Source organism: Cruoricaptor ignavus, assembly GCF_014961145.1.
In the GTDB taxonomy this organism is placed as follows: domain Bacteria; phylum Bacteroidota; class Bacteroidia; order Flavobacteriales; family Weeksellaceae; genus Cruoricaptor; species Cruoricaptor ignavus.
Genome location: NZ_CP063145.1, coordinates 643,106 through 667,290 on the forward strand (window position 1 = coordinate 643,106; position 24,185 = coordinate 667,290).

21 protein-coding genes and 1 tRNA gene are annotated in these 24,185 nt (G+C 43.0%); 12 read left to right on the forward strand and 10 right to left on the reverse strand.

Translation table 11 applies throughout. From position 1 onward, the window contains the following. Positions 1-42: 42 nt before the first annotated feature. Entirely contained in the window at positions 43-1,206 is a 1,164-nt protein-coding gene (locus IMZ16_RS02955; RefSeq protein ID WP_193440425.1) for a THUMP domain-containing class I SAM-dependent RNA methyltransferase, read from the forward strand. Between the two features lie 3 nt (positions 1,207-1,209). Beyond that, positions 1,210-2,211, forward strand: coding sequence for a glycosyltransferase (locus tag IMZ16_RS02960; protein ID WP_193440426.1), 1,002 nt, complete (start codon positions 1,210-1,212; stop codon positions 2,209-2,211). 75 nt (positions 2,212-2,286) lie between these two features. On the opposite strand, the gene IMZ16_RS02965 is transcribed toward IMZ16_RS02960, so the two are convergent. Then, a complete protein-coding gene (locus IMZ16_RS02965; protein ID WP_227411551.1) occupies positions 2,287-8,016 on the reverse strand; it encodes an alpha-2-macroglobulin family protein in 5,730 nt (1,909 codons plus the stop codon). A gap of 140 nt (positions 8,017-8,156) precedes the next feature. On the opposite strand from IMZ16_RS02965, the gene IMZ16_RS02970 reads away from it, so the two are divergent. The 4 genes from IMZ16_RS02970 to IMZ16_RS02985 are packed head-to-tail and all read left to right on the forward strand — an operon-like array spanning position 8,157 to position 10,098. After that, positions 8,157-8,393 (forward strand): hypothetical protein, encoded by a 237-nt coding sequence (locus IMZ16_RS02970; protein ID WP_193440428.1) that lies wholly within the window; start codon positions 8,157-8,159, stop codon positions 8,391-8,393. Then, positions 8,381-8,689, forward strand: coding sequence for a type II toxin-antitoxin system RelE/ParE family toxin (locus tag IMZ16_RS02975; RefSeq protein ID WP_193440429.1), 309 nt, complete (start codon positions 8,381-8,383; stop codon positions 8,687-8,689). Before IMZ16_RS02970 ends, IMZ16_RS02975 begins: the two co-directional genes overlap by 13 nt. Further along, complete coding sequence (recF, locus tag IMZ16_RS02980) at positions 8,689-9,792, forward strand: DNA replication/repair protein RecF (protein ID WP_193440430.1); 1,104 nt, start codon at positions 8,689-8,691, stop codon at positions 9,790-9,792. The genes IMZ16_RS02975 and recF overlap by 1 nt, the downstream gene beginning before the upstream one ends. Positions 9,793-9,804: 12 nt before the next feature. After that, the gene (locus IMZ16_RS02985) at positions 9,805-10,098 is read left to right on the forward strand and encodes a DciA family protein (protein ID WP_193440431.1); all 294 of its coding nucleotides are present in this window, start codon (positions 9,805-9,807) and stop codon (positions 10,096-10,098) included. Here the strand turns inward: IMZ16_RS02985 and IMZ16_RS02990 are convergent. Genes IMZ16_RS02990 through IMZ16_RS03000 form a run of 3 tightly spaced genes read right to left on the reverse strand, consistent with a single transcriptional unit; the run spans position 10,087 to position 13,846 of the window. After that, the gene (locus tag IMZ16_RS02990; protein ID WP_193440432.1) at positions 10,087-12,105 is read right to left on the reverse strand and encodes a recombinase; all 2,019 of its coding nucleotides are present in this window, start codon (positions 12,103-12,105) and stop codon (positions 10,087-10,089) included. The two genes, IMZ16_RS02985 and IMZ16_RS02990, sit on opposite strands and share 12 nt — an antisense overlap. Before the next feature lie 14 nt (positions 12,106-12,119). Further along, the gene (gene mtgA / locus IMZ16_RS02995; RefSeq protein WP_193440433.1) at positions 12,120-12,764 is read right to left on the reverse strand and encodes a monofunctional biosynthetic peptidoglycan transglycosylase; all 645 of its coding nucleotides are present in this window, start codon (positions 12,762-12,764) and stop codon (positions 12,120-12,122) included. 32 nt (positions 12,765-12,796) lie between these two features. Then, complete coding sequence (locus tag IMZ16_RS03000; RefSeq protein WP_193440434.1) at positions 12,797-13,846, reverse strand: ABC transporter substrate-binding protein; 1,050 nt, start codon at positions 13,844-13,846, stop codon at positions 12,797-12,799. A gap of 45 nt (positions 13,847-13,891) precedes the next feature. Between IMZ16_RS03000 and IMZ16_RS03005 the strand changes: the two genes are divergently transcribed. The 3 genes from IMZ16_RS03005 to IMZ16_RS03015 all read left to right on the forward strand — a co-directional run bounded on the left by IMZ16_RS03005 (position 13,892) and on the right by IMZ16_RS03015 (position 16,061). Then, positions 13,892-13,965, forward strand: a tRNA-Arg gene (locus IMZ16_RS03005). 162 nt (positions 13,966-14,127) lie between these two features. Next, positions 14,128-15,423, forward strand: coding sequence for a tyrosine--tRNA ligase (tyrS, locus tag IMZ16_RS03010; RefSeq protein ID WP_193440435.1), 1,296 nt, complete (start codon positions 14,128-14,130; stop codon positions 15,421-15,423). Next, positions 15,423-16,061 carry an alpha/beta hydrolase gene (locus IMZ16_RS03015; RefSeq protein WP_193440436.1) on the forward strand — a complete coding sequence of 213 codons (639 nt, stop codon included), beginning with the start codon at positions 15,423-15,425 and terminating at the stop codon, positions 16,059-16,061. Before tyrS ends, IMZ16_RS03015 begins: the two co-directional genes overlap by 1 nt. On the opposite strand, the gene prmA is transcribed toward IMZ16_RS03015, so the two are convergent. The 5 genes from prmA to IMZ16_RS03040 all read right to left on the reverse strand — a co-directional run bounded on the left by prmA (position 16,058) and on the right by IMZ16_RS03040 (position 19,725). Further along, the gene (gene prmA, locus IMZ16_RS03020) at positions 16,058-16,882 is read right to left on the reverse strand and encodes a 50S ribosomal protein L11 methyltransferase (RefSeq protein ID WP_193440437.1); all 825 of its coding nucleotides are present in this window, start codon (positions 16,880-16,882) and stop codon (positions 16,058-16,060) included. The genes IMZ16_RS03015 and prmA overlap by 4 nt on opposite strands. A 66-nt stretch (positions 16,883-16,948) precedes the next feature. Next, complete coding sequence (tpiA, locus tag IMZ16_RS03025) at positions 16,949-17,704, reverse strand: triose-phosphate isomerase (protein WP_193440438.1); 756 nt, start codon at positions 17,702-17,704, stop codon at positions 16,949-16,951. A gap of 24 nt (positions 17,705-17,728) precedes the next feature. After that, complete coding sequence (locus IMZ16_RS03030; RefSeq protein ID WP_193440439.1) at positions 17,729-18,079, reverse strand: tellurite resistance TerB family protein; 351 nt, start codon at positions 18,077-18,079, stop codon at positions 17,729-17,731. Positions 18,080-18,081: 2 nt separating this feature from the next. Then, positions 18,082-19,158 carry a BT_3928 family protein gene (locus IMZ16_RS03035; RefSeq protein ID WP_193440440.1) on the reverse strand — a complete coding sequence of 359 codons (1,077 nt, stop codon included), beginning with the start codon at positions 19,156-19,158 and terminating at the stop codon, positions 18,082-18,084. Then, positions 19,159-19,725 carry a DUF1599 domain-containing protein gene (locus tag IMZ16_RS03040; RefSeq protein WP_193440441.1) on the reverse strand — a complete coding sequence of 189 codons (567 nt, stop codon included), beginning with the start codon at positions 19,723-19,725 and terminating at the stop codon, positions 19,159-19,161. A 57-nt stretch (positions 19,726-19,782) separates the two neighbouring features. Between IMZ16_RS03040 and folP the strand changes: the two genes are divergently transcribed. The 3 genes from folP (at position 19,783) to IMZ16_RS03055 (ending at position 23,674) form a co-directional block, all read left to right on the forward strand. Further along, a complete protein-coding gene (gene folP / locus IMZ16_RS03045) occupies positions 19,783-20,619 on the forward strand; it encodes a dihydropteroate synthase (RefSeq protein WP_227411552.1) in 837 nt (278 codons plus the stop codon). A gap of 90 nt (positions 20,620-20,709) precedes the next feature. After that, complete coding sequence (gene ppk1 / locus IMZ16_RS03050; RefSeq protein WP_193440442.1) at positions 20,710-22,797, forward strand: polyphosphate kinase 1; 2,088 nt, start codon at positions 20,710-20,712, stop codon at positions 22,795-22,797. Beyond that, positions 22,778-23,674 carry a Ppx/GppA phosphatase family protein gene (locus IMZ16_RS03055; protein WP_193440443.1) on the forward strand — a complete coding sequence of 299 codons (897 nt, stop codon included), beginning with the start codon at positions 22,778-22,780 and terminating at the stop codon, positions 23,672-23,674. Before ppk1 ends, IMZ16_RS03055 begins: the two co-directional genes overlap by 20 nt. On the opposite strand, the gene IMZ16_RS03060 is transcribed toward IMZ16_RS03055, so the two are convergent. Beyond that, positions 23,671-24,123: a hemerythrin domain-containing protein gene (locus IMZ16_RS03060; protein WP_193440444.1), complete on the reverse strand. Its 453-nt coding sequence runs from the start codon at positions 24,121-24,123 to the stop codon at positions 23,671-23,673. The genes IMZ16_RS03055 and IMZ16_RS03060 overlap by 4 nt on opposite strands. Positions 24,124-24,185 lie beyond the last annotated feature (62 nt).

Sequence of the window (24,185 nt, forward strand, 5' to 3'; positions counted from 1 at the left end):
CTGCAAATTTAGAGTAAATTTGTCTTTGCGAAAAGTAAAATTGTGGATACGGAAAATCTGGAAATTCAAATAAAAACATTTTTCGGGCTGGAAGAAGTGCTGGCAGCGGAAATCCAAAAGTTGGGCGGCAGAAATGTGGCGGCGAAAAACCGCGCTGTAAGCTGCACCGGCGATTTGGGATTTCTCTACAAAATCAATTACTCCGCAAGAACGGCAGTGAAAATCCTGGTTCCGATATTTTCATTCAAGGCCTTCAATGAGCAAAAATTTTATGACACATTGGCGCGTTTTGACTGGTCGGAATTTATGGATGTGTCCCAAACTTTCGCCATTGATGCCACGGTAAATTCCGACCGCTTCACGCATTCCCGCTTTATGACGCTGAAAATGAAGGACGCCATCGTGGATTTTTTTCAGGAAAAATTCCACAGAAGACCGGACATCGATACGAGAAATCCGGACATCAAATTTCACCTGCATATCGACAGAGACTTGGTGACCATCTCGCTTGATTCTTCCGGTGAACCGCTATACAAAAGAGGCTACCGAAAAGCGCAGGGCAAAGCGCCGCTGAACGAAGTTCTGGCAGCAGGAATGCTTCAAATCGCAGGCTGGGACGGCAAAGGCAACTTCCTGGACCCAATGTGTGGCAGCGGAACCCTGCCCATCGAAGCGGCAATGATGGCGATGGAACTTCCGGCGCAGATTTTCCGGGAATCCTTCGGTTTCCAAAACTGGAAAAATTATGACGACGAACTTTTCACGAAAATCAAGAATTTCCGCCTAAATAGAATTCAGGAATTCAGCGGGAAAATTATTGCCTATGATACTGATAATGAGGCAATTGATAATGCGCGGAAAAATATTGCAGCGGCAGAACTTGAGGATGTAATTGAAATAGAGCAGAGAAATTTCTTCGATACGAAAAAAAAACATTTTCCTTTGCTGATAGTTTTCAATCCACCATACGATGAACGGATGAAAATTCAGGATTACGATTTTTACAAAAAAATAGGCGATACCTTCAAAAATCAATACCCTAATACTTTGGCCTGGATTATCACTTCTGACCTTGAAGCTGCGAAAAAAATCGGACTTAGGCCTTCACGAAAAATCAAACTTTTCAACGGAAAACTGGAAACAAGATTCCTGCAATACGAAATGTATGAAGGCTCTAAAAAAAAGAAATTTACTGATAACCAATAATTTGTGAAACCTACTTTTTCCATCGTCATTACAATATTTAACCGGAAGGATGAGCTTTTCGAACTGCTGAATTCGCTGGCTTTTCAGACTGATAAGGATTTCGAAGTCATCGTTGTGGACGATGGCTCTCAAATTTCACTTTTACCAACAATTGAGCTTTTTAATGAAATATTGGCAATTCAGTTTTTTCGCAAAGAAAATTCTGGCCCTGGTTTGTCGAGAAATTTCGGCGGGAGAAAATCCAACGGTGAATGGCTGATTTTCCTGGATTCTGATGTGATTCTGGAAAAGGATTACATTGCCAATGTGCGGCGAAATATCGCGGAAATTTCGTGCGATGCTTTCGGCGGTGCAGACCGTGCGCACAAAGGTTTCAACCTGATGCAGAAAGGGATTTCCTACGCGATGACTTCCGTACTTACAACCGGCGGAATTCGCGGAAGCAAAAAAGCAGTGACGAAATTTCAGCCGAGAAGCTTCAATATGGGCGTGAAAAAATCGGTATTTCTGAAAGTGGGCGGTTTTTCGGAAATGCGTGTAGGCGAAGACCCAGATTTATCGATGAAACTTTGGGAAAATGGCTTTACCACGGCGTTTTTCGATGGCATTGCGGTTTACCACAAAAGGCGTGTGGATTTGGGAAAATTCTCAAAACAGGTGTATCAGTTTGGCTGCGCAAGGCCGATTCTCAACCAAAGGCATCCAAAATTCGTGAAGCTCAGCTTTGCATTTCCATCGCTGTTTTTGATTGGCTATTTCCTCGCATTCATCGAATACTTCGTGCTGAAACAGGGCTTCGTATTGGCGCTTTACGGCCTTTACACGCTGCTCGTATTTTTCCACGCAATGCTCACCACGATGAACATTAGCATAGCAGGAATCGCCGTAATTGCTACCTACATTCAGCATTTTTCGTATGGCTATGGCTTCCTGAAAACTTGGTTTCTTCTGAATGTGATGAAGATGAAGCCGGAAGAAGCCTTTCCGGAAGGCTTTAATGGATGATTAATGGTAATTGATTGATTACTAGTGAATTACATCTGTGCTTCAGCATCAAGCATTCATATTAGGTATTAATCGTCATTTATCACTTATAAAAATCCTTTCGCCTTTCGATCTTGCATTCATCTGCGGTGCGTAGTAATTTTGCAGCGTGCTGAAACCGTTGCTAAAACTGCCCGCCGCATTGCAAACTAACTCATACTCAAACACATAGCGGCCTTTCGGCATATACTGGATGTAGAAATTCGTGCTCGCATCCTTCGTGCTCTGATAGTAGCCCAGCGAATTTTTCCAATGATAGCCGGAAAGCACATCCACAGGTTCAAAACCTGCCGCCCTCATATCTTTCAGGTGCACAAATTCCAGGTTTCTGTCGGTATTCAGGATCAATCGTACGGATATCCTGTCGCCTATTTTCAGCGGTGTCTGCTCAGAAATTTTTTGCAACTGCTCGCCATTTTCCGTATTGATTTTACGGTAAATTTCCTTCGTGATTGAAATATAATTCTCGCTCGATTTTACCTTTTCCAAATCCTCATAATACTGCCAGAAAACGCCGCCCTGCACAATTCCTGCACCTGGTTTTGTAACGGTAACTTCCGCCAAAGATTTGTCGATAATCTCAGGTTTCACCGTCGTTTTGATATAGCCCGTAGCTTTCGCGTCAGGATTTGCTAATGGCTTGCCGCCCCAGATTATTGTAGCCTTATCGCTTTCCAGCGAAGTCCAGGATTTACCGCTGTTCATTATCGTGAATATCACTTCTGCCGTGCTTCTCGAGGTATCCCAGCTTGAAACTTCCTTCTGCGTTATCAGCCATATTTTCAGTTCTTCGATGAAATTTTCATCCTTCGGCCGAAGTTTCTGGAAGGCTTCCAGCGCACCAGAATGATTCACGATTTTAGATGAATACCAACCCCAGCTGTTCAGATTTTCCTTCCAGTAAACGCCCTGCGTCTGCGTTTCCGCCGAGGTTTCCTTCAGGTAAGTCATCAGTTTGTCCGACTGCGTTTTCAGCCCGTAAAAATCGAAAAGCAGCGCAGCACGGTGCAATCCGTAAAAAGTAAAATCGCGGATTTCCGCTTTTGGTGCCTTCTGAATAATCAGCGCTTTCAGCTGTGCGCCCTTCCCTTTCAGCGGAAATTCCTTTTCCCAATAATGCCGTGCATCCAGATAATCCAGCACGAAATTATTCCAAACATTTTTCTTTTCTAAATCGTAGTACCTAAGCGCTTCATTCTCAACATATTTCACCAGTTTTTCCACCATTTTTCGCTGACTTCCAGCCTGATATTCCGCCAGATTTCCGCCAAGCCATTCGTAAATTCTGCCCAAATTTTTCAGGATGTAAACCGATACATAATAAGAGCTCGGCGAATTCCTCACCCAAGAAAATCCACCGTCAGAATTCTGCCATTTCATCAGATCATCCCAGTCGGTCTTTATGGATTGCCGCATCGTATTAGCATCGAAAAGCCTCGCCAAATCCTGCATTTGCTGCGCTTCGTGCTTGCTGCGGAACACCCACGGTGTTTCTTCCAGAAGAAGCTGCTTCAGTTCCTGATTTTTCTCCAGGTTGGATTTCAGCAAATCTTTCGATTGATATTCTTCAAAAACCTTTTGCAACCGTGGATTTTGTTTAAAAATTTTACTCGCCAGAACATCGGCAAACCATTTGTTGAACTGAACATCTGCCGAAATATTTGCATCTTCTTTCAAGCTTGGCAGCGCTAAAATTACTTCCCAAATTGGATTGGTGGTAAGTTCCAGCGTGTTCGCATAGTTTGAAGCGGTGGCAGATTGGTTTTCTGCTAAATTTTTGAGGGTAAAAGTTTTCGTCTCACCCTGCTTCACGAAAATCGGCTGAGCATCGGTGATGAGCATCCTGTTCGGCAAAATTGCCACGGCATTCTGTTCGCCGTCCGAAAAGTTTCCAGCCTTTGCCACCACTTTTAAAACCACAGATTCTACGCCGTATGGCACTTTTAAAATCCAGTTTGCCACGCTATTTTCCGCGGCATTCACCGAGAAATTCTGAACTAAATTCTGCCCGAATTTTTCCGTGATATTTTCATTGGTAAAGGCATCCAGAACTTGCAGCTGCGCACTTCCGCTCAAGGCCTTCGCCGAAAGATTTGAAATCCTCGCCTGAATTTGAATCTCATCATTTTCCCGCAAAAATCTCGGGAAATTCGGCGTCACCGAAAATTCCTTCTGCGTTACCACATCCTTTTCCAGCGTGGCAGCACGGGCATCTTTGGTGTGCGCCAAGAACATCAGCTTCCATTTCGTCAAAGCTTCCGGCGAAGTGAATTCAAAATGCACATTGCCATCCTGATCGGTAAGAAGATTTGGGTAGAAAAATGCCGTTTCCTGCAAGTTTTGTCGCACCTTAACTTTCTCTAAATCAGCAGGTTTCTCGGCAAAATCCGTTTTCTTAGTTTCCGCCAGATCTCTCGCTGATTCTGCGTAAGCCATCGTTTTTGCCGTCCTGTTTTTGCCGACACTCATTGGAGCAGGCGCCGCCTGATACATCACATTGGCACTGTAAGCCACAGCATTTCCGTACTCCAGGCCTTCATTAAACCAGCGGAATTTCGGCTCGGAAATCCTGTAAGTTTCCAGGTATTTAAAATTTTTCCTCCAATAACTTTTTTCCAGCTTTTGCCAGGAATTTCCATAGGAATAAAATCGTGCTGTATCACGGTATAACTTCCTCCAATTGAAATAGTTAGGCGAAAAATTATCCAGCGATTTGTCGTACATCGTAGCCAAAACTTCGGCATTTATTTTCTCGGAATTCTGCCCGGAAATTTTCACCGTCCATTTTTCTTTTGAGTTCGGCTCGATTTTATCTCGGAAAGTTACTGTCTCAATTTTCAGCGATTTATCTTCCTGATTAATCGGCAGCGTTAGGGTTTTTGTTTGAAAATCATTAAACGCAATGATTTGAAAATCAAGCTGTAAGGATTTTATTTTCTCATCCCTCGGAATTTCCACGGCATATTCGTAAAGCCCGTTTTTCATCGCAATCTCGTGCGGTTTTACATTTCCGTCGCCGTTTTGTAGAAATATTTTCAGCTGAGCATCAAGCACCGATGAATAAACGAAAATGCGTGCTTTTTCGCCTCGGTCAAAGGATTTTTTCTCGGGCAAAACTTCCAGCATTGTGCGCGGGAAATTTTTCCCGGCTTTATCCCACACCGTGAAATATTGCGTCGTACGGATGGTATCATTGCCCTCCACATTGAAAAATTCCAGGCGGTAGGTTCCGGCTTCCAACTCACCCAGCGAGATTTCCGCATTGCCGGACGGCTGCTGGGTTTTGTTTAAAATTAACTTTTCAGTAGGCCAGTTTTCCGTCAAATCTTCCTTGCTGAAGCGGTCGTTCGGGAATTTTCTTACGAATTCCTCCCTGCTCATTTTTGGCAAATCCTGAATTTCGCTACGGAAATTTTCCCGGAAGATCTGCTGCGGTTCTCTCAGTTTTTCCAGCCTGATTTGGTAAGGTTTCTGTAAATTTTCACCGCTGTAATTCTTGGTTTCTACTTTTATTTTAGCATCTTCACCGCTGAAAATTTTCCCGAGGTTTTCCGCCGAAATGTAATGCGAAACGCTGGCTACGGTTATCGTTTTCGTTGCGCTCTGCGTTTCACCGTTGATGTCCGTTACATCCGCTAAAATTTCAAAATTATCCACCTGAATTCCCTCCAGCGATTCATCTTTTTTCAGGTCGATTTTTATTGTAAATTCGCCGCGCTCATTGGTTTTCGTTTCGCCGAGAATTGAATTTTCATTATCTTCCCTTGGCTCAAACCACGGGAAATAACGCCAGCGCATATTCCGCTTTTTAATCTCAAAATTTACGGCGATATTGCTAAGCGGAACACCTGAAAAACTCGCAGCGTTGCCCTTCAGTTCAATGGTTTCGCCGTATTTGTACTCGTTTTTCAGCGGCTCAAAAGCCACCTCAAATTTCGGCCGCTTATATTCTTCAACCCTGAAACTTTTGTATTCATTACCGATTTTTATGGAAAAATACCCGTTCAACTTTCCGTGCGGCAAAACGAAATTTCCGCTGTAAGAACCAAATTCATTCGCCGTAAATTCCTTAGTTTGAAGAATTTCACGATTGGCATCAAGCAGCGAAACCGACTGAGAAACCCCGGCGTTTACCGTCTCTTTTTCGCCATTCAGTTTTGTGTTAATTACTTTAAAATAAACCGTTTGCCCAGGGCGGTAAATCGCTCTGTCTAAAAAAATCTGAGTTAGCGAATTTGGATAATTTCCACTGTAAAATTTGTGACTACTAAAATTATACAATTCAAAATTATTTCCTCTAAATTTTACGAATCCTTCAAAACCGTAATAATTTTCGCTAGCAAAGGAAAACCTTCCCTGTTCATCTGTTATCGTGGAAACTTTCCCTGTTTTTACATCTCTAAAAATTTCGACCGGAATATTTGGAACCGGCTTTCCATTTTCTCGATTTACAAGTTGATAAATTTTCGAATGCTGATTTACGCTTGGTGCAATTTCAATAATTCTGTATTCCGAAGCAATGAAATAAAATTGCTCTTTTTCTTTATCTATTTGATATTCAGCAATATAAATCCCTGAAGGCAATGCCGGAATTTCCAGTGAAGTTTTGTAGGATTTATAATCTTTCTTCGAAGGAAGTGTAAAATTTTCAGTTGTATAAAGTTTTTTCTTTACGGAAGAAATAGGGAATTTGTAATTATGAAACAGATGATTTTTAAAACTTTCTGCATCAGCTACCTGAAAAATATTCAGCGTAAATTTTTCAAGATTTTTATGTTCTGCAACCAGATGAATTGGCTTGTCACTTTTCGTAACAAGCTCATAATCAAGCGTTAAAGTTGATTGCTTAATATCATTTTCTTTATTTACTATAATATTGATGTATTTTGAATTTTTAAAGCTATTCTTTGCATTTTCCAAAATTTCAAGTGCCTTTATATTTTCTCCTTTTCTACGATAAAGATTGGCAATATTTTCCGCTATAAAAATTTTGTAATCATTTTTTCCGCCAGAATTATAAAGCCACTCAAGCTGCGCAATTTCATCCTTGCACTTTTGCTTTTCGCAATTAAATTTCAACTGCAAATGCTGAAATCTCAACTTGGCATTTCCTGAATTTTCGGCAATCCTTTCATCATATATCTCATTGATTTTCTGTTGATTAGCCTTAATTTCGTTCGCTGTGAAAAGTTGATCGTCATCCAAAAATTCTATCTGCTGAATTGCAACCCAATCGGCTAAAGTTGGCGTGAATTCTAAATCAAAATCATCCTGAAAAATTTTCTGATAAGGCTTCAAACTCACCTTCTGCAACTGTGGCTTTTCAGCCTCCAATTCATTGAAAGATTTCAGAAGATGATTCTTAAAATCCATTTTTGTCCAGGTTTCAATCTGTGTAACATCCTGATTATCAACGCTTGTCCGCTGGTTAATCTTCCACTTATTTTCCTGATAATATTCGTAGAGAAACGAGCCGAGCAAAACTTTGTAAAGCAACCTATCCTGATTTTTCAGCTGCTTTTCCACAGTGCTAAGTTTCGTGAAAAACTGCGTAGCCACATCATTTTTCTCGTCATCATAAGTATTGTTCACGATGCTGAATTCCGATTTCAGCGAACGGATTAATTCCGCCGAATTGCCTTCTTTCAGGGCTCTTTCCTGAATTTCCAAAATCAGCGGAAGGTTATTTTTGTAGCGGCCTTCCCTGTAATTGCTCTCGATTTTTTTCCATTGTTGTTCGTAGAAATTCTGTCCGAAAACTGGCATTATTCCAAAAAATAGTATAAAGATTAGGAGGTATTTGTTCATTCCCGGCAATTTTTCGCGGAAAAACCGCTGCGCTAAAATTAGGAATAAAATCCGTGCCGCATTTCGGTTTTGGATTGCTATCTTTACAAAAAATTGCGATGGAAGATTTGCTGACATTACGAAAGAGAATTGTTGAGAAAATTTCTCGAACATCCGATGTTGAGAAATTAAAAAAAATGGATGATTTGTTGGAATCAGAATTAGAAAATTCGCAACAAATCAAACTTAATGATGCACAAATCTCATTACTAAAACTTGCTGAAGAAGATTTTAAAAATGGGAGATTTTCAACAGACGACGAAGTAAAGAAAATGGCTGAAGAATGGCTGAAATAGAAATTTTTTGGTCGGAAATTGCAATTAATCAGCGAAAAGACATTGTTAAATATTGGAAGAAACGAAATGGAAATTCTAACTATTCAAATAGACTTAACGGACTGATTAACAACAAGTTAAACACATTAAAACTTCATCCAAAAATCGGAACTTTGATAGAAAATTTCGATGCAAGAATGCTGCATATTGAAAACTTCGGATTAGTTTATCAATTGAAAACAAATCAGGTAAGAATTCTCGCATTTTGGGATCAAAGACAGGATCCGGAAAAACTGCTTGAATTGCTGAAAAGCTAATGATCATCCGCAAACTTTCTTTAATTAATTTCAAAAATCATTCGGAAAAATCGTTTGAGTTTTCGCCGCAGATTAATTGTTTCGTGGGAAATAATGGCGCCGGAAAAACGAACATTCTGGATGCGCTGCATTATGTTTCGATGGGAAAAAGTTTTCTCAATAATTCTGATTTACATAATATTCAAGAAAAAACGGATTTTTTTACGATTGATGCAATGGTGTTTGATGATGAAAAAGACAACATTATCAAAATTCAGCAGCCAAATTCTTCGCGGAAAACCATCAAAAAAAACGACAAAGCCTACGACAGAATTGCCGATCACATTGGATTTTTGCCCAGCGTTCTCATCTCACCCTATGATTCTAACCTGATTTCCGATTCCGGTGAAAGCCGAAGAAAATTTTTGGATGCAGTAATTTCTCAAACCGACAGAACTTATCTCCACCATCTAATCCAGTATCAAAGAACGCTACAGCAGAGAAATGCCCTGCTAAAGTCTTTTGCGAAAAATCGTTTTTTTGATGCGGATTCTTTAGAAATCTACAATGAACCTTTAATGAATCACGGTGTTGAAATTTTTACCAAAAGAAAAATTTTCATCGAAAATCTTCTGCCGATTATTCAGAATTATTACGACATCATTTCGGGTGGAAAGGAAAGAATATCAATTACTTACAGTTCGGATTTAACGGAGAATAACAGCAATGCGAAAGAATTTTTCCAGCAATTATTAGATGAAAATCTTGATAAAGACCGGATTTTGACGCACACTTCAAAAGGCATCCACAAAGATGATTTGCTTTTCGAAATGAATGGGCAATTAATCAAGAAAATCGGTTCGCAGGGACAGCAAAAATCCTTCCTGATTGCGCTGAAATTAGCCCAGATGAACTCGATAAAATCGCTCACTGGAAAAACGCCGATACTTCTGCTCGACGATATTTTCGACAAGTTGGACGACGGCAGAGTTTCACAGCTAATCGAGCTGGTAAACCAGGAAAATTTCGGCCAGATTTTCATCACCGATACGCACAGAGAGCGCACGGAAAAGATGGTAAGGAAAATAAGTGATCAATCTGTCATTTTCGAAATCGGCAATTAATTCTAGTTTTTAATGCGAAAAAAGAAAAGAGAATTCGTAGCGTCTGAGCTGGTGAAAACCTTCGCGCAGAACCACCAGTTTGAAAATAAATTATTTGCATTTGAAATCAAGGATTTTCTTCAAAGCTTGCCCCGCAGCGGTTTGCAGGGCGAGATTGAAAGGATCAGCATACGGGAAGGTAGCCTTCTGCTGAAGCTAAGATCGCCCCTCTTGCGACACGAGCTTCGGATGCGAAAATCTCAATACCTGGGAATTCTTCAGGAAAAATATGGCAAAGAAAGAATTGCCGAATTATTAATTTTTTGAAAATTCATCTGCAGCGGCGCCGGTTTTATTATCCATTTCGGTCTGGATCGGGAGGAAGAACAGGGCAGGCTTTTTTATGAAGTATTTAAAAATTTCCGAGTTAATTTCGCCAAAATCTGCCGCATCGATTTCCCTGGAGCGCATCGCCAAAATCATTGACAGGCCAAAACTTACAGCGAAATTTAGAAATCCTATCAGGAATACAGTAAAAATACTGATCCAAAGAGTGCTATTTTCCACAATAAAATCATGTCCGTAGAGCCCTAGCGCAAGGTTGCCCGCTGCGAAGGTGATGTGCCTGATATCCAGATCAAGCCCAAGGAAATGCCCTACCGGCGCCGTGATCCCCATGAATATACCGAACCAGAAATTAGACATTATCCCAGCCCAGTTTTTTGCGTAATATCTTGAAACCCCTTCAGCAAAAGGCTTCCCGAACAGGGTGATCAAAATGCGGTTATTGGCAAGCCGCTTCGGCATCTGGTAATACACAGAATTATTGCCAACATTCCCCGCAATAATTCCTGAAATAAATAGAAACACCCCGGCGATGCAGGAATGCAGCACCACCTTCGTTTCCCGAGGATTCAGGTCTGCCAGCAGCTTTTCAGCCTTTGGCGCAGCAAAGTTCAGGGTAAAAAGTACATCCAGCCCATAGATTAGCAGCAGCGCCGCGGGGAATGCCCACAGCACATTGCCCACGAATGCAATGAACTGACTTCGCACCAGCCGCGCCACCGTATGCGCAAAACCACGGAAGTTCTTCTCCGTATTGTTGCCCTCGGAAAGCTCCCTAGCCAGGGCGGCGGCCGTCATCGCCGGCTGCTTAGTCGCAAGCGTAAACCCTAGAAGATTAATCATTATGAAACCCATAGAATAGTTTAGCGAGTACAAAAAGGCGTGACCAAACTCGCTGGTTTCCGCGAATCCATAGAGCAGCTTCAGGATACAGAGCGCGCCGACGATAACGCCGCCTCCGCTCGCCTTCCAGAACATTTTCAAATAATCACCGGCAGTGGCAGTGATGTAATGCGAGCCGGTTTCCGCGGTGTGGTTGGTAATAAGGTGGGAAATGAGGCGGGTGCTGTCGTTGGCCAGCTCCCGAAGGTTGTTCCTGTGAGATTTGTATTCCATGATGTTCATCACCAGGTCTTGAGATTTTCTTAAGACATCTTCCTCAGAATCTATCACCAGTAAATCCAGACATTCGGAAATGCGCTTCAGCATCTGGCGGATTTTCAGCAGGGACTGGTTGATTTTCCCGGAAATGCCGTAGACCGAGGCATTCTTGAAAGCATTATCTACAAACTCCTCACACTGTGTGAGATACACTTTTATCTGCTTCAGGTTCTCATCCTGTGAACTTAATTCTAAACCGGGGTCTTCTTCAAAGATTTTCACCAGTTTTGAAAGCTCGTCCTGCAGGGCGATGAAGGGATTATCAAAGCTGCGGTACTCCGGTACCATATGGAAAATTTCCTGATCGAGTGCTGAGCCTATCGCCCGCCAGGCAAGTACTTCCATAGAAAAAAGTATCTGCTGCTTTACTTCGGGGCGGGAAATAATCTTATCAATTTTTAACAGCCTAAAAAAATCATCCGCTTGCTCTCTGGAAATTGCCCTGAAATAGGCCAGGTCCTGCTTCGGGCGTACAGAAACCGTATCCACCACATGCCACACGGTTTCCTCATCCTCCACCGGCGGGATGAAGGTGTTTAGCAGGCGTTTTTTGAATTCACTGATGAATGCAGTTTCCGAAAGAATATTCGCCTCCGTAAGCGAGAGTGTGAATGGTTTCCCTCCGAAGATATTATGAAGATAGGCAGAAAAATTCTCGGCTATATCTTCATTATCGCGAAGAAAAGAAACCACCTCCTGAAAATCCGCACGCTTGACAGCCCTAAGCACCTGCGAAAGCGGTTCTAAATTCTGGGACTCATTCCCAAAACTGAAGTACCTCCGCAAAACTGCGTCAAAATCAGGGCGAAGAATATTCCGGCTGGCCATTTGGCAAAGGTAAATTATTTCAAGCTGACGGTCTGCATCTGCCGCAAAATCCAGCGGTGTTTCCAGGCGAGTTTCCCGTCGGGGTTTTTGGGGTCGTAATTTCTGGGATTCGGGAGCACCGCGGCTATCCACGCCGCCTCGCTTCTGTCGAGGTCTTTCGAGTTTTTTCCAAAATAATATTTTGCCGCAGCCTCCACGCCGAATACGCCACGCCCCATTTCAATGCAGTTCAGGTAGCGCTCCAGGATCACCTCCTTGCCCCAGAATTTTTCTATGATAAAGGTGTAAAAAGTTTCCAGCCCCTTCCGGATCCAGCTTCGCTTCTGCCAAAGAAATACATTCTTTGCCGTCTGCTGGGAGATCGTGCTGCCGCCGCGTAGGCTCCCGCCCTTTCGGTTGTGCTCTATCGCCGCCTGAATTTCCCTGCGGTCGAAACCATTATGCTGAAAAAAAGACTGGTCTTCGGAAGCCAGCACAGCTTTCTGCACATTGGTTCCCATCTCGGAAAGCGGGATGTATTCGCGCTGCAGCCTGCCGTACTCCGCGAAAGCGCTGATCTGGGTAATGGTAATGGGCGGGTTGAAGTACCTCCCGAGCACTACCGCCAGAGCATTGAGAATGATCAGTAACCAAATTATTCTTCTTATAAACCTGAACATAGGTGCAAATATAAAACTCTTGCAGCTTTGGCTTAGTCTGAGATTTTCTGCATATACACCAGCGAGTCGTTGGGAAAAAGTTCAGGATGGAAAATCTTCACATAGTCCCGAAGCACCAGATCCGCCCTTACCGCCCCACTCTCGAAATAGTCATTCGCCTTAGCTCTTTGCCTCTTCCCTATCGTATATACTCTGCCCCGCTGAAAGACTTCCAGCCGCGCATAGTTGGGATTTGCAGCCAGCAATTCCTTTTTACTCCTGTGATTCCCAGCATTTACCCATACTTCTGCATTGCTGCCCTCTGAAAACACCTGCTCGAAACTGAGCGGAATGCTGCGGGTCTCGTCATTATTTTTCAAAAAATAATCAGCATTGGCATCCTTAAAATATTTTGCAGCAAAAGTTTTTCCGCCTGGCATAAACCACTGATTCCCATACATTTCATTGGCGATGATCTTCGGTTTATTATTTGCCTTAGAAGCAGCATTTTTATAAATAGCATAGTTTTTTCTCACCTCCGCAAACACAGAATCTGCCAACTTTTCCTGGCTGAATAATTTACCAAAAACCTTTAAATACGCGCTTTTTATAAGCGGATCGCTCTCCCGATATTCATCAAGGAAAATTATTCTTATACCGTTTTCTCGAAGGATTCGGTAAGAATTCTCAAAAATTTCAATATAATTAGTAATAACCGCGTCCGGCTTCAGCGCAATTATCTTCTCCAGATCATATTTCTGTTCGTTGCCCACCACCTGTATTTTTCCCGAATTCAACATTCCGGTAATTTTCTCCGAGTAAATGTATTCTGGACTCGCGATAGCTGTAATTCTACTTTCGCCACCAAGCTCGGCGATATACCCTGTAAGGCTGGAACTGAGGAGCACGATTTTTTTGAGCGGCAGATCGGACTTTTTTATTTCAGTTTTAAATTTTCCAGAATGTATGACGAGCTTAGTATCCGTTTCAGTAAAATACAGATTTTCAGAAATTTGCAGTGAATAATTATTGGGCTCGGACTGTTTTTTTTTGCAGCCTGATAATAGAATGAGAATAAAAAGGAAAAAAAATCTGATTTTCATTTGCCAAAGTAAAGTAAAAAGTGCTATATTTGCAAACCAAAATTCGGGCTCGTGGCGCAACTGAATAGCGCATCTGATTACGGCTCAGAAGGTTACAGGTTTGAATCCTGTCGAGCTCACAAAAAAATGCAGATTTCCACTGGAAATTTGCATTTTTGCATTTATAAAACCTGATGATTGAGATTTTCAATTAGCCTAAAATATTAGGAAAACCTAACGATCTGATTTTAAGCAACTTGCAAAGTCAACCACCATTCATCACCTATCAATTATTGAAAAAAATGAATCCATTTATAGAAGAACTGAAATGGCGCGGACTTTTCCACGATGCGATGCCAGGAACCGAAGAGCAGCTGAATAAGGAAATGACGACCGGATACATCGGCTTCGATCCTACGGCTGACTCCCTGCACATCGGCAGCCTTATCCCGATAAAAATCCTGGCGCATTTTCAGCGGCACGGCCACAAACCGATAGCTTTGGTGGGCGGTGCAACGGGAATGATTGGCGATCCTTCCGGAAAATCTTCCGAGCGGAATTTGCTGGACGAAGCCACGCTGAAACATTATGTGGACTGCATTGAGAAGCAGCTTTCGCGGTTTCTGGATTTTAGCGGAAACTCTGAAAACAGCGCTGAACTGGTGAACAATTATGAGTGGATGAAGGATATTTCCTTCCTGGATTTTGCGCGGGATGTCGGGAAAAACATCACCGTAAATTATATGATGGCGAAGGATAGCGTGAAGAAGCGGTTTTCCGGTGAAGGCGGTGCAGAAGGAATGAGTTTTACGGAATTCACATATCAATTACTTCAGGGCTACGATTTCCTTCATCTTTTTCAGGAAAAAAATGTGAAATTACAAATGGGTGGTTCAGATCAGTGGGGAAACATTACCACTGGAACTGAACTCATCCGCCGAAAAACTCAGGGCGAAGCCTTTGCGCTGACGGTTCCGCTCATCACCAAATCGGATGGAACGAAATTCGGAAAATCTGAAAGCGGCGAAAATTACTGGCTTGATAAGACGAAAACTTCGCCCTACAAATTCTACCAATTCTGGCTGAATGCAACGGATGAAGATGCGGAAAGATTCGTAAAATTCTATACTTTCTTGCCCAAGGAAGAGATTGAAAATCTGATAGTTACGCACAAAGAAGCGCCACACGAAAGAAAACTGCAGCGCAAACTTGCGGAAGAAGTAACGATTTGGGTACACGGCGAAGAAGAGCTGGAGAAAGCGGTGAAGGCTTCGGATATTCTTTTTGGAAAATCTACAGCGGAAGATTTGGTAAGTCTGGACGAAGAATTATTCCTGGAAATTTTCGACGGCGTTCCACAAAAGGAAATTGCGAAAAATTCAATAATCGGCGAAAATATTGCGGATTTATTAAGCGTAACATCCGGCTTCCTGAAGTCAAAAAGTGAAGCACAGAGAGAACTGAAAGGCAATTCTATTTCCGTAAACAAACAGAAAATCACCGCTGATTTCACCGCGAAAGAAAGCGATTTGATTGACGGAAAATTCCTGCTGCTGCAGAAAGGGAAGAAAAATTATTTCATTGTAAAAGCAATCTAATGGACTTGAAATATTTGGTTCGTGAGCCTGAAAACATCACGGAAAATACACCGATAATCTTTCTACTTCACGGCTACGGAAGCAATGAGCAGGATTTATTTTCGTTCACGCCGGAACTTCCGAAAGACTGGATTGTCGTGAGTTTTCGTGCGCCAAGAAATACGCCTTACGAAGGATTTTGCTGGTATGACATTGATTTTAGCAGTGCGGAACGCTTTATCGATGTTGAACAGGCGGAAGAATCTTTATCGGCTATTTTGGTAAAAATCACCGAGATTAAAAAGTTTTACGGCATCGAAAATGCACCAACGCATATTGCAGGATTTTCGCAGGGCGGAATTTTGTCTTATGCATTATCCTTAAAAAATCCGGAAATTTTTGCGAAAGTCATATTACTGAGCTGCTATCCAGAAATGCGAATTTTGCAAAATATTGAAAAAAACAAAAAGAAGTTTCAGCACCTGAGATTTTTCGTTTCTCACGGTACTGAAGACGCCGTAATTCCGCTAGAATGGGCGAGAAAAGGTGCGGATTTACTTTACGATTTGGGCTGTTTTTTCACTTTTCGGGAGTATGTGGCTGGCCATGGAATCAATCAGAAAAACTTCATCGATTTGATGCAGTTTTTGAACGATTAATATTCGAGCAGCAGGCTTATCCACTCTTCTTTTTGATGTTTCTCATTGAAAGTCAATGCGTTAGCCGTGCAGACTTCCAATATATCAGCCTCATCGAAATAGCAGATTCCGGACAGCAAAAGTTGTCCGCCGGAATTTAGAACCCTGGTGTAAGCCGGAATGTCCGAGATTAAAATATTGCGGTTGATATTCGCCAAGATGATGTCGAATTTTTCCGTGCCCAAATTTTCAGCGGTGCCCTGCTGTATCTCAATTTCCGCCCGATTTCTCGCTGCGTTTTCCCGGGAATTCTCCACCGACCATTCATCAATGTCAATGGCAAGCACCTTTTCTGCGCCCTGCTGCTTCGCGAATATTGCAAGCACGGATGTTCCGCAGCCCATATCCAGAACCGTTTTCCCGGCAAAATCCATTTGCAGCATTTGGCGAAGCATCAGGTAAGTTGTGGGATGATGACCGGTGCCAAAAGACATTTTCGGCTGGATTACAATTTCGTGCATAGCAGACTGTGGCTCGTGAAACTCCGCCCGAATCAAAACCTTATCTTCCACAACGATCGGCTCGAAATTCTTTTCCCACTCTTCATTCCAGTTGATGTCTGGCATTTCCTGACAATCATACGAAATTTCAATCGAATCATTTTGAAAGATATTCAATGAATCCAGCGATTTTCTATCAAATTCATTTTTAGGAATATAAGCTAAAATCGCATCGCCATCTTCTGCAAAACTGTCGAAACCAACTTCTGCCAATTCTGCAATCAGAATTTCATCCCACGGATTTTTTGGCGAAATTTCAAAGCGGAATTCTAAATACTGCATCTGCCCAGTTCAATTTATACAAAAAGAAAGTCCCAAACTTTTGGTGAGGGACTTTCGGAAATTCAATTAAAATGCTTTGATAATTTTTGAAAAATCTTCCGATTTCAACGCTGCACCGCCGATCAAACCGCCATCAATATCCGGCTGAGAGAAAATTTCCTTCGCATTATCCGGCTTCACAGAGCCACCGTACAAAATCGAAACCTCATCGGCAACTTCACTGCCATATTTTTCCGCAATCAGATTTCGGATGTGCGAATGAATTTCCTGCGCTTGTTCCGGCGTTGCAGTTTCACCAGTTCCTATTGCCCACACAGGTTCGTAGGCAATTACCACTTTTTTGATTTCGTCTGCCGAAAGATTGAAAAGCGCTTCTTCGGTCTGCTTTTTCACAACCTCCAAATGCTGCCCAGCCTTCCTCTGCTCCAAAGTCTCACCGTTGCAATAAATCGGCGTAAGGCCTTTATCCAAAGCCATTTTAACTTTTCTGCTGCAATTTCCATCGCTTTCTCCGTGGTATTGCCTGCGCTCAGAATGCCCGACAATTGCACCTTCTGCACCCACCGATTTTACCATATCTGCAGAGATTTCTCCGGTGAAGGCGCCGCTTTCCTGCGCACTAATATCCTGCGTGAAAACTTTCACGGAAGAATCCTTCGCTAAATCCACAGCCAATGCTGTAAAAAGTGAAGGTGGCGCAATATAAACTTCGCAATTTGAAGGCTTATTTTTTAAATATTCCGTAATTTCATTAATCAGAGATTCTGCTCCGGCAAAATCCTTGTTCATTTTCCAGTTTCCAGCTACAATTTTCTTTCTCATATTTGTAAGTGTTTGATTATCAGATTATTCGTAATTCCAAAGGTTTTTCAGAAGCTTGTAAAAACGGTGCTCATCATTTGAAACGGAATCATCGGCCTTAATCAAAGTTTTGGCAAATTGCACAAATTTTTTGCGCTCATCTTCCGTGGAATCGTCGTAAAAGCAGCGGGCGTGAAATTCGAAATGGTCTTTCCAATCCTCAGGATGCAGCGTGGCAATTATCTCCAGCTCATTATCCAGATTCATCCTGAAAGGAAATTCTTCTGCCAGGTATTCCTGAATCATCATCCCTTCTTCCGGCGCAAATTCGCCATCAACCGACGAAAGGATCATCAGCAAATGATAGCCGGCAATCGATTTGTTTGATTTTTGCATAATCAGTTTTTAATGTAGTCTTTCGCAGAGCGCTTCTCCACGATTTTTCCGTTCTGTAAAGTTAGCACAAAAGGATTACTCCGCGCAATAGTTTTTATCGCCGTGCCATCCATCGTTGCATTTTCTACGCCTGGAATTAAATTCCGTACCGTAGAAACCGGCAGTTTCATCGCGTTTTCTTCACGCAAAATTTTACTCCAGGTTCTGTTAATCAGCAGGTTATCGGCGTTTCTCGGATTGTAGCAAAAAAGAATGACGGCTTTTGGCGCATTCAAAATCCTGTCAGTAATTTCTTCACCCGAAGAATCCAAAATGATGAATTTTGAAATTTCCGACTGATATCCTGTGGATTTCGTAATATTCACCGTCTCAAAAATTTCCCACTGAGAATCTTCTCCCCACAAGGATTTATCACCTAAATATTCCTCTTGATTCCTCTCGATTACCTCTCCGGATTTTTTATTTTTTAGTTTGAAAAGCGTTTCGCACTCCATACTTTCCAGCGCAATTTTCTCCTTCTCTTCCTTCAGATCTGTCCCGATTTTATAATTACGAAAATCAATCAGCGGTTCGTGCTGAATACCGAAATAAACGGCAATCGCAGCAATTGCCACGCTTCCTAAAAATGCAGGCATTGCGAAATTCAGCGGCCTTTCTTCATCGAAATTTTTACGGTAATTCAACCATAAAATAATCAAGGCGGCGAGAAGGATAATATCCTTGATGAAGCTTTGCCAAGGTGTAAATTTTATCGCATCGCCAAAACAGCCGCAATCTGTAACTTTATCAAAAAAAGCGGAATAAAATGTGAGAAATGCAAAGAAAATACACAATGCCATTAAAAATCTCAGTGTATATTTTAGTTTAATCTTAAAAATTAAAGCCAAGCCTAAAAGCATTTCTGCCGTGGAAATCAGCACTGCAAAAATGAGTGAAAACGGCATCAGGAAAGGGAGATTAAAAACGCCTGGCGCAAAATATTCTTCCATTTTGAAAGAAAATCCCACAGGATCCACCGCCTTTACAAAGCCTGAAGCCACGAAAATCAAACCGATGATGACGCGAAGCACTTTTATCATTTATGCAAAATTTGGTTTAAATTTTTGCGAATCTTCATCCAACCGAATTAGGCAGAAAACCGCATAGTTCAGCATATCAAAAAAATTGGCATCCAGACCTTCCGACACTAAAGTTTTCCCGAAATTATCTTCTATCTGCTTGGTTCTCAATACTTTCTGATAAATCAAATCAGTGATGGATGAGATTCTCATTTCACGCCAGGCTTCTCCGTAATCGTGGTTTTTCCGCTCCATCAGTTCGGCCGCTTCTTTGGTAAATTTATCGTAAAGCGCCAGAATTTCTTCCCTGCTGAAATCCAGGTTTTCCGCCACCCCAATTTCCAGCTGAATCAGGGCAATCACTGAATAATTGACGATGGCGATGAAGTTATCTTCCTGAGAATCACCGACCTTCGAAATTCCAGTCTCCTGAAAATTCCGCAAACTTTTCACCTTGATATAAATCTGATCGGTAACCGATGGCAGCCGCAAAACACGCCAAGCAGCACCATAATCCTGAAGTTTTTTGCTGAACAAATCTCTGCACCGCGAAATAATCTGATCGAACTGAAGCCTTGTATTGAGCATCGTTTTTGTTGATTTTTCAAAAATAAGGAATTTTGGCGCAATGTTTATTTTTGCGAAATGCACACATTTCTGAACACGCCGGATTCTCATTTTTCGCTGAACTGTAGCGGAAATTTGCTAAATCTTTCCACGCCGAAAATTATGGGCATCCTAAACATTACGCCGGATTCTTTTTCGGACGGCGGAAAATTCAACACAGAAAAATTTGCGCTAAAGCACGCTGAGCAAATGGTTTCGGAAGGTGCGGACATCATTGACATCGGGCCGCAAAGTACAAGGCCGAACGCTGAAAAACTTTCGGCGAAGGACGAAATGCAAAGGCTCGGCAGAATTATTTCGCTCATTAAAAATGAGTTCCCCGAAATTCCCATCTCCATCGATTCGTTTTACTCTGAAACCGTGAAGTTTGCGTTTCAGCAGGGTGCAGAGATTATTAACGATATTTCAGGCGGACAGTTTGACGAACAAATGTTTGAAACGGCGGCAGAAACAAAGATGCCGTACATCCTGATGCACATCAATCCTTCCTACGAATCAATGCACGAAAAGATTGATTATCAGAACATTACCACTGCTGTCAACAAATATTTTTCCAAAAAAACGGAAGAGCTTTTGGCATTGGGCGTAAAGGATATTATTTTAGACCCAGGCTTTGGTTTCGGGAAAACGGTGGAAAATCAGCACGAACTTTTGGACAATACGGATAAAATTGGTTTTGGGAAATTCCCTGTGTTAATCGGCATCTCCAGAAAATCATTCATCTACAAACCGCTCGGAAAATCGCCTTTGGACATCAATGAAGAAACCCAGGAACTTCACCGAAAAGTCTTAAAACTCGGCGCAAAAATCCTTCGCGTTCACGATGTGAAGGAAGCGAGGAAATTGTTTATTTAAAGACTCAACAGTTCTTTAAAATTTTGTATTTCTAATTATCTAAAACCGTAACTCTAAAAGAAAAGCGTATTTTTACGCAAAAGTTATCTAATGGCAGAGCAGTTTAATCCGCGGGATATCACCTGGCTGGCGTTCAATGAGCGGGTGATGCAGGAGGCGATGGACCCTACGGTACCGCTCCCGATGCGCATCCGCTTTCTGGGAATTTTCTCCAACAACCTTGATGAATTCTTCCGCGTGCGAGTCGCCGGCCTTAAACGCGCCCTGGAAATAAAGGACAAACACTGGGCGGAATCCTTTTTCGATGCGCCCTCTAAAATCCTCGAAGGCATTACCGACATAGCCATCGCCCAGCAGAAAAATTTCAGCACTACCTGGGAGCAAATCCAGCAGGAAATGGCGGAGCAGGGCGTCTTCATCCGCACACCAAAGCAGCTGACGCCGGAGCAGAAAGTTTTCGTAAAAAAATATTTCGACGAAAGCGTGGAAAGCAATGTGGTGCCGATTCTCCTCAGCGAAAACAAGCCGATGCCCTATATGCGGGATAAATCCCTATACCTCGGCGTGGCGATGCGCAAGAAAGAGTGGCTATACGAGAGCAGCTTCGCCATTATCGAGGTTCCCTCCCGCTTCAACGGGCGCTTCGTGCTTTTGCCTACCGACAACGGGGAAAAGCATGTGATGCTGCTGGAGGATGTCATCACCTTTATGCTGCCTGAAATCTTCGGATTTTTTGGCTTTGATGATTTTGAAGCGCACGCTTTCAAAGTGACCAAGGATGCGGAGTTTGACCTGGATAATGATATTAAAACCAACCTAGCCGAGAAGATAGAAAAGGGGATAAAAAACCGCCGCCGCGGCAAGCCTACGCGATTCGTTTTCGATAAGGATATGGACAAGGCGCTGCTGGAATTCCTGATAAGGAAATTGAATTTAACCAAAAAGGACAGCATCATCCCGGGAGGAAAAATCCACAATTTCCGTCACTTTATGGACTTCCCCGAGGTATTCCCCAAAGAACCGGCAAATGAGGCGCGCCGCCCCTTCCTCCACCCCAAATTCCCGAACGACCACCGCATAACGGAGGTAATCCTGAAGGAAGATGTGCTCCTCTCCTTCCCGTACCACGACTATCGCCCGGTAATAGACCTGCTGCGGGAATCTGCGATGGACCCTGATGTGAAATCAATACAAATCACAGCCTACCGGCTGGCTTCTAACTCTAAGATTATCAATGCCTTAATTAACGCCGCTAGGAACGGCAAGGATGTGACCGTAATGCTGGAGTTGCGCGCGAGATTTGACGAGGAAAGCAACCTGATGTGGAAGGAAATCCTTGAGCCTGAGGGCATTAAGGTTTTAACGGGCATTCCGAATAAGAAGGTGCACGCCAAGCTCTGCATCATCAAAAAAAGGCAGAATAACAAGACCATACAGTATGGCTTCATCAGCACCGGAAACTTTAATGAGAAAACTGCGCGCATCTATGGCGACCACCTGCTGATGACCAGCGACAGGCGCATTATGGCAGACATCAACAAGGTATTTGATGCGCTGCGGCACCCGAAGGAAGATCCGGAAAAATACCTGCAAGGCTGCAAAAATCTACTGGTGTGTCCCCGTTTTATGAGGGAGAGCATTTATGAATACATCGACCGGGAGATTGCCGAGGCGAAAGCCGGCAGGAAGGCGCACATCATCGTAAAGGTAAACTCCTTGAGCGACAAGTACTGCATCCGCAAGCTGTACGAGGCAGCACGCGCCGGGGTGCAAGTACAGATGGTAGTACGCGGCATCTATTGCGCTGTAAATCAGAAAGATTTTAAATCTAAAATCCAGTCCATCAGTATCGTGGATGAATATCTGGAGCACGCAAGGATCATGTATTTCTACAACCGCGGGAATGAGGATGTCTACATCTCCTCTGCCGACTGGATGACGCGCAACCTGGATCACCGCATAGAGGCTGCGGTAAAAATTAACCAGAAAAATCTTAAAAAGGAACTGATAGACATCCTGCAAATTCAGCTAAAAGACAATGTAAAAGCGCGGATACTGGACAATAACCTGAAAAACGGATATGTGAAGCGTAAAGAGGGAGAATCTGAAGTGCGCTCGCAGATTGAAACCTATAACTATCTGAAATCCAAACTGAAAGATGAGGCTGGCAGCAATTGATATCGGCAGTAATGCGGCAAGGCTATTGATCAACGAGGTGAAACAATCGCCGGATTCCGCCCCGGAATTCATTAAGCTGAACCTCCTCAGGATACCACTGCGGCTGGGAATGGATGTTTTTAAATACGGCAATATAGGCGAGGAACGGGAGCAGATGGTGCTGGACACAATGAAGGTCTTCTCTGATTTGATGAAGATTTACAAAGTGGAGAACTACCGCGCCTGCGCCACCTCAGCGATGCGGGATGCTGCGAACGGAGAGGAAATCCGCAGAAAAGTGCTGGAGACCTCGGGCATTAACATAGAAATAATTTCCGGAGACGAGGAGGCGGCGCTCATTTTTGAAAACCAGATTGCCGAGGCGATGGATACGCAAAATGCCTATCTATACATCGATGTGGGCGGGGGCTCCACAGAGCTTACCTTCTTCGAAAACAATACGATGAGGTACAAACGCTCGTTTAATATCGGGACGATACGCCTGCTGAACGGGCTGGTGACGGATGATATGTGGAAGGAAATGAAGGAGGAAATCCGCAAGAATATCAACAGTAAAAAACCTGTGGTGGCAATAGGCTCGGGAGGGAATATCAACAAAATCTTCAGTATGAGCAAAACGAAGGAAGGCAAACCTATGGCACTCTCTACGCTGAAGAATTTTTACCGGGAGATCTCCCCGCTGACTGTGGAGGAGCGTATGAGCAAATACAACTTCCGCGAAGATCGGGCGGATGTGATTGTACCGGCGCTGAAGATCTTCGTGAGCGTGATGCAGTGGGCGGACATTAACAAAATCTTTGTACCGAAGATCTCCGTGGCGGACGGCATCATCCATAGCCTGCACCGCCTGGCTGCCGGTATTGTTCAGGAAAATTAAAGCCAGAACTCGTCGGGATACGCATCCTCGTGCGGGTGATGCTGCTGCGCGAGCTGCCTTCCTATCCCCTCCAGCTGCTCCTCACTCAGGGAGTCCTCGTACTCGGGGAAGAGTTTGCGTTCTTCGAAACGGATGTGCTGCTGAAGGCTCTTCGCAAATTTCTCCAGCAAATCATAATCTGCGGAGGCTGAGATTTTGTTAATGAGCTCGCGGATTTCCGCATGCTCAGCGTCCATCATATTTTTCATTTCGGAATTTTGAATTTCCGGCAGCAGATCATCTTCCAGTTTAAAATGTTCCTCCAGATGCTCTTTCCAGAAATATAGGACATATGCCCGTATGCGGTCGCTCTCCACATTTTTGCGGATTCCTTGCCGAATTTTCCAGACGCAGAGCAGGCCGTAGTGGTGGTCTCGGGAAAAAGGGATCAGGTTCTCGTTTCGCTTCATTTATCAGAAAAAAAATTAAATCGTAAGAATTTTCTGCAAAAAAACTGCGGCAGAATTTTATC

Excerpts from the sequence above, each read along its gene's own strand:
- ppk1 (WP_193440442.1), top strand. The coding sequence starts at position 20,710 with ATGGCAGAGCAGTTTAATCCGCGGGATATCACCTGGCTGGCGTTCAAT.
- IMZ16_RS03040 (WP_193440441.1), bottom strand. The coding sequence starts at position 19,725 with ATGCTCAATACAAGGCTTCAGTTCGATCAGATTATTTCGCGGTGCAGA.
- tyrS (WP_193440435.1), top strand. The coding sequence starts at position 14,128 with ATGAATCCATTTATAGAAGAACTGAAATGGCGCGGACTTTTCCACGAT.
- IMZ16_RS03000 (WP_193440434.1), bottom strand. The coding sequence starts at position 13,846 with ATGAAAATCAGATTTTTTTTCCTTTTTATTCTCATTCTATTATCAGGC.
- IMZ16_RS02965 (WP_227411551.1), bottom strand. The coding sequence starts at position 8,016 with ATGCCAGTTTTCGGACAGAATTTCTACGAACAACAATGGAAAAAAATC.
- recF (WP_193440430.1), top strand. The coding sequence starts at position 8,689 with ATGATCATCCGCAAACTTTCTTTAATTAATTTCAAAAATCATTCGGAA.
- IMZ16_RS02990 (WP_193440432.1), bottom strand. The coding sequence starts at position 12,105 with ATGGCCAGCCGGAATATTCTTCGCCCTGATTTTGACGCAGTTTTGCGG.
- IMZ16_RS02975 (WP_193440429.1), top strand. The coding sequence starts at position 8,381 with ATGGCTGAAATAGAAATTTTTTGGTCGGAAATTGCAATTAATCAGCGA.
- tpiA (WP_193440438.1), bottom strand. The coding sequence starts at position 17,704 with ATGAGAAAGAAAATTGTAGCTGGAAACTGGAAAATGAACAAGGATTTT.
- IMZ16_RS02970 (WP_193440428.1), top strand. The coding sequence starts at position 8,157 with ATGGAAGATTTGCTGACATTACGAAAGAGAATTGTTGAGAAAATTTCT.
- IMZ16_RS03035 (WP_193440440.1), bottom strand. The coding sequence starts at position 19,158 with ATGATAAAAGTGCTTCGCGTCATCATCGGTTTGATTTTCGTGGCTTCA.
- IMZ16_RS03055 (WP_193440443.1), top strand. The coding sequence starts at position 22,778 with ATGAGGCTGGCAGCAATTGATATCGGCAGTAATGCGGCAAGGCTATTG.
- IMZ16_RS02985 (WP_193440431.1), top strand. The coding sequence starts at position 9,805 with ATGCGAAAAAAGAAAAGAGAATTCGTAGCGTCTGAGCTGGTGAAAACC.
- IMZ16_RS03015 (WP_193440436.1), top strand. The coding sequence starts at position 15,423 with ATGGACTTGAAATATTTGGTTCGTGAGCCTGAAAACATCACGGAAAAT.
- prmA (WP_193440437.1), bottom strand. The coding sequence starts at position 16,882 with ATGCAGTATTTAGAATTCCGCTTTGAAATTTCGCCAAAAAATCCGTGG.
- IMZ16_RS03060 (WP_193440444.1), bottom strand. The coding sequence starts at position 24,123 with ATGAAGCGAAACGAGAACCTGATCCCTTTTTCCCGAGACCACCACTAC.
- IMZ16_RS03030 (WP_193440439.1), bottom strand. The coding sequence starts at position 18,079 with ATGCAAAAATCAAACAAATCGATTGCCGGCTATCATTTGCTGATGATC.
- mtgA (WP_193440433.1), bottom strand. The coding sequence starts at position 12,764 with ATGTTCAGGTTTATAAGAAGAATAATTTGGTTACTGATCATTCTCAAT.
- folP (WP_227411552.1), top strand. The coding sequence starts at position 19,783 with ATGCACACATTTCTGAACACGCCGGATTCTCATTTTTCGCTGAACTGT.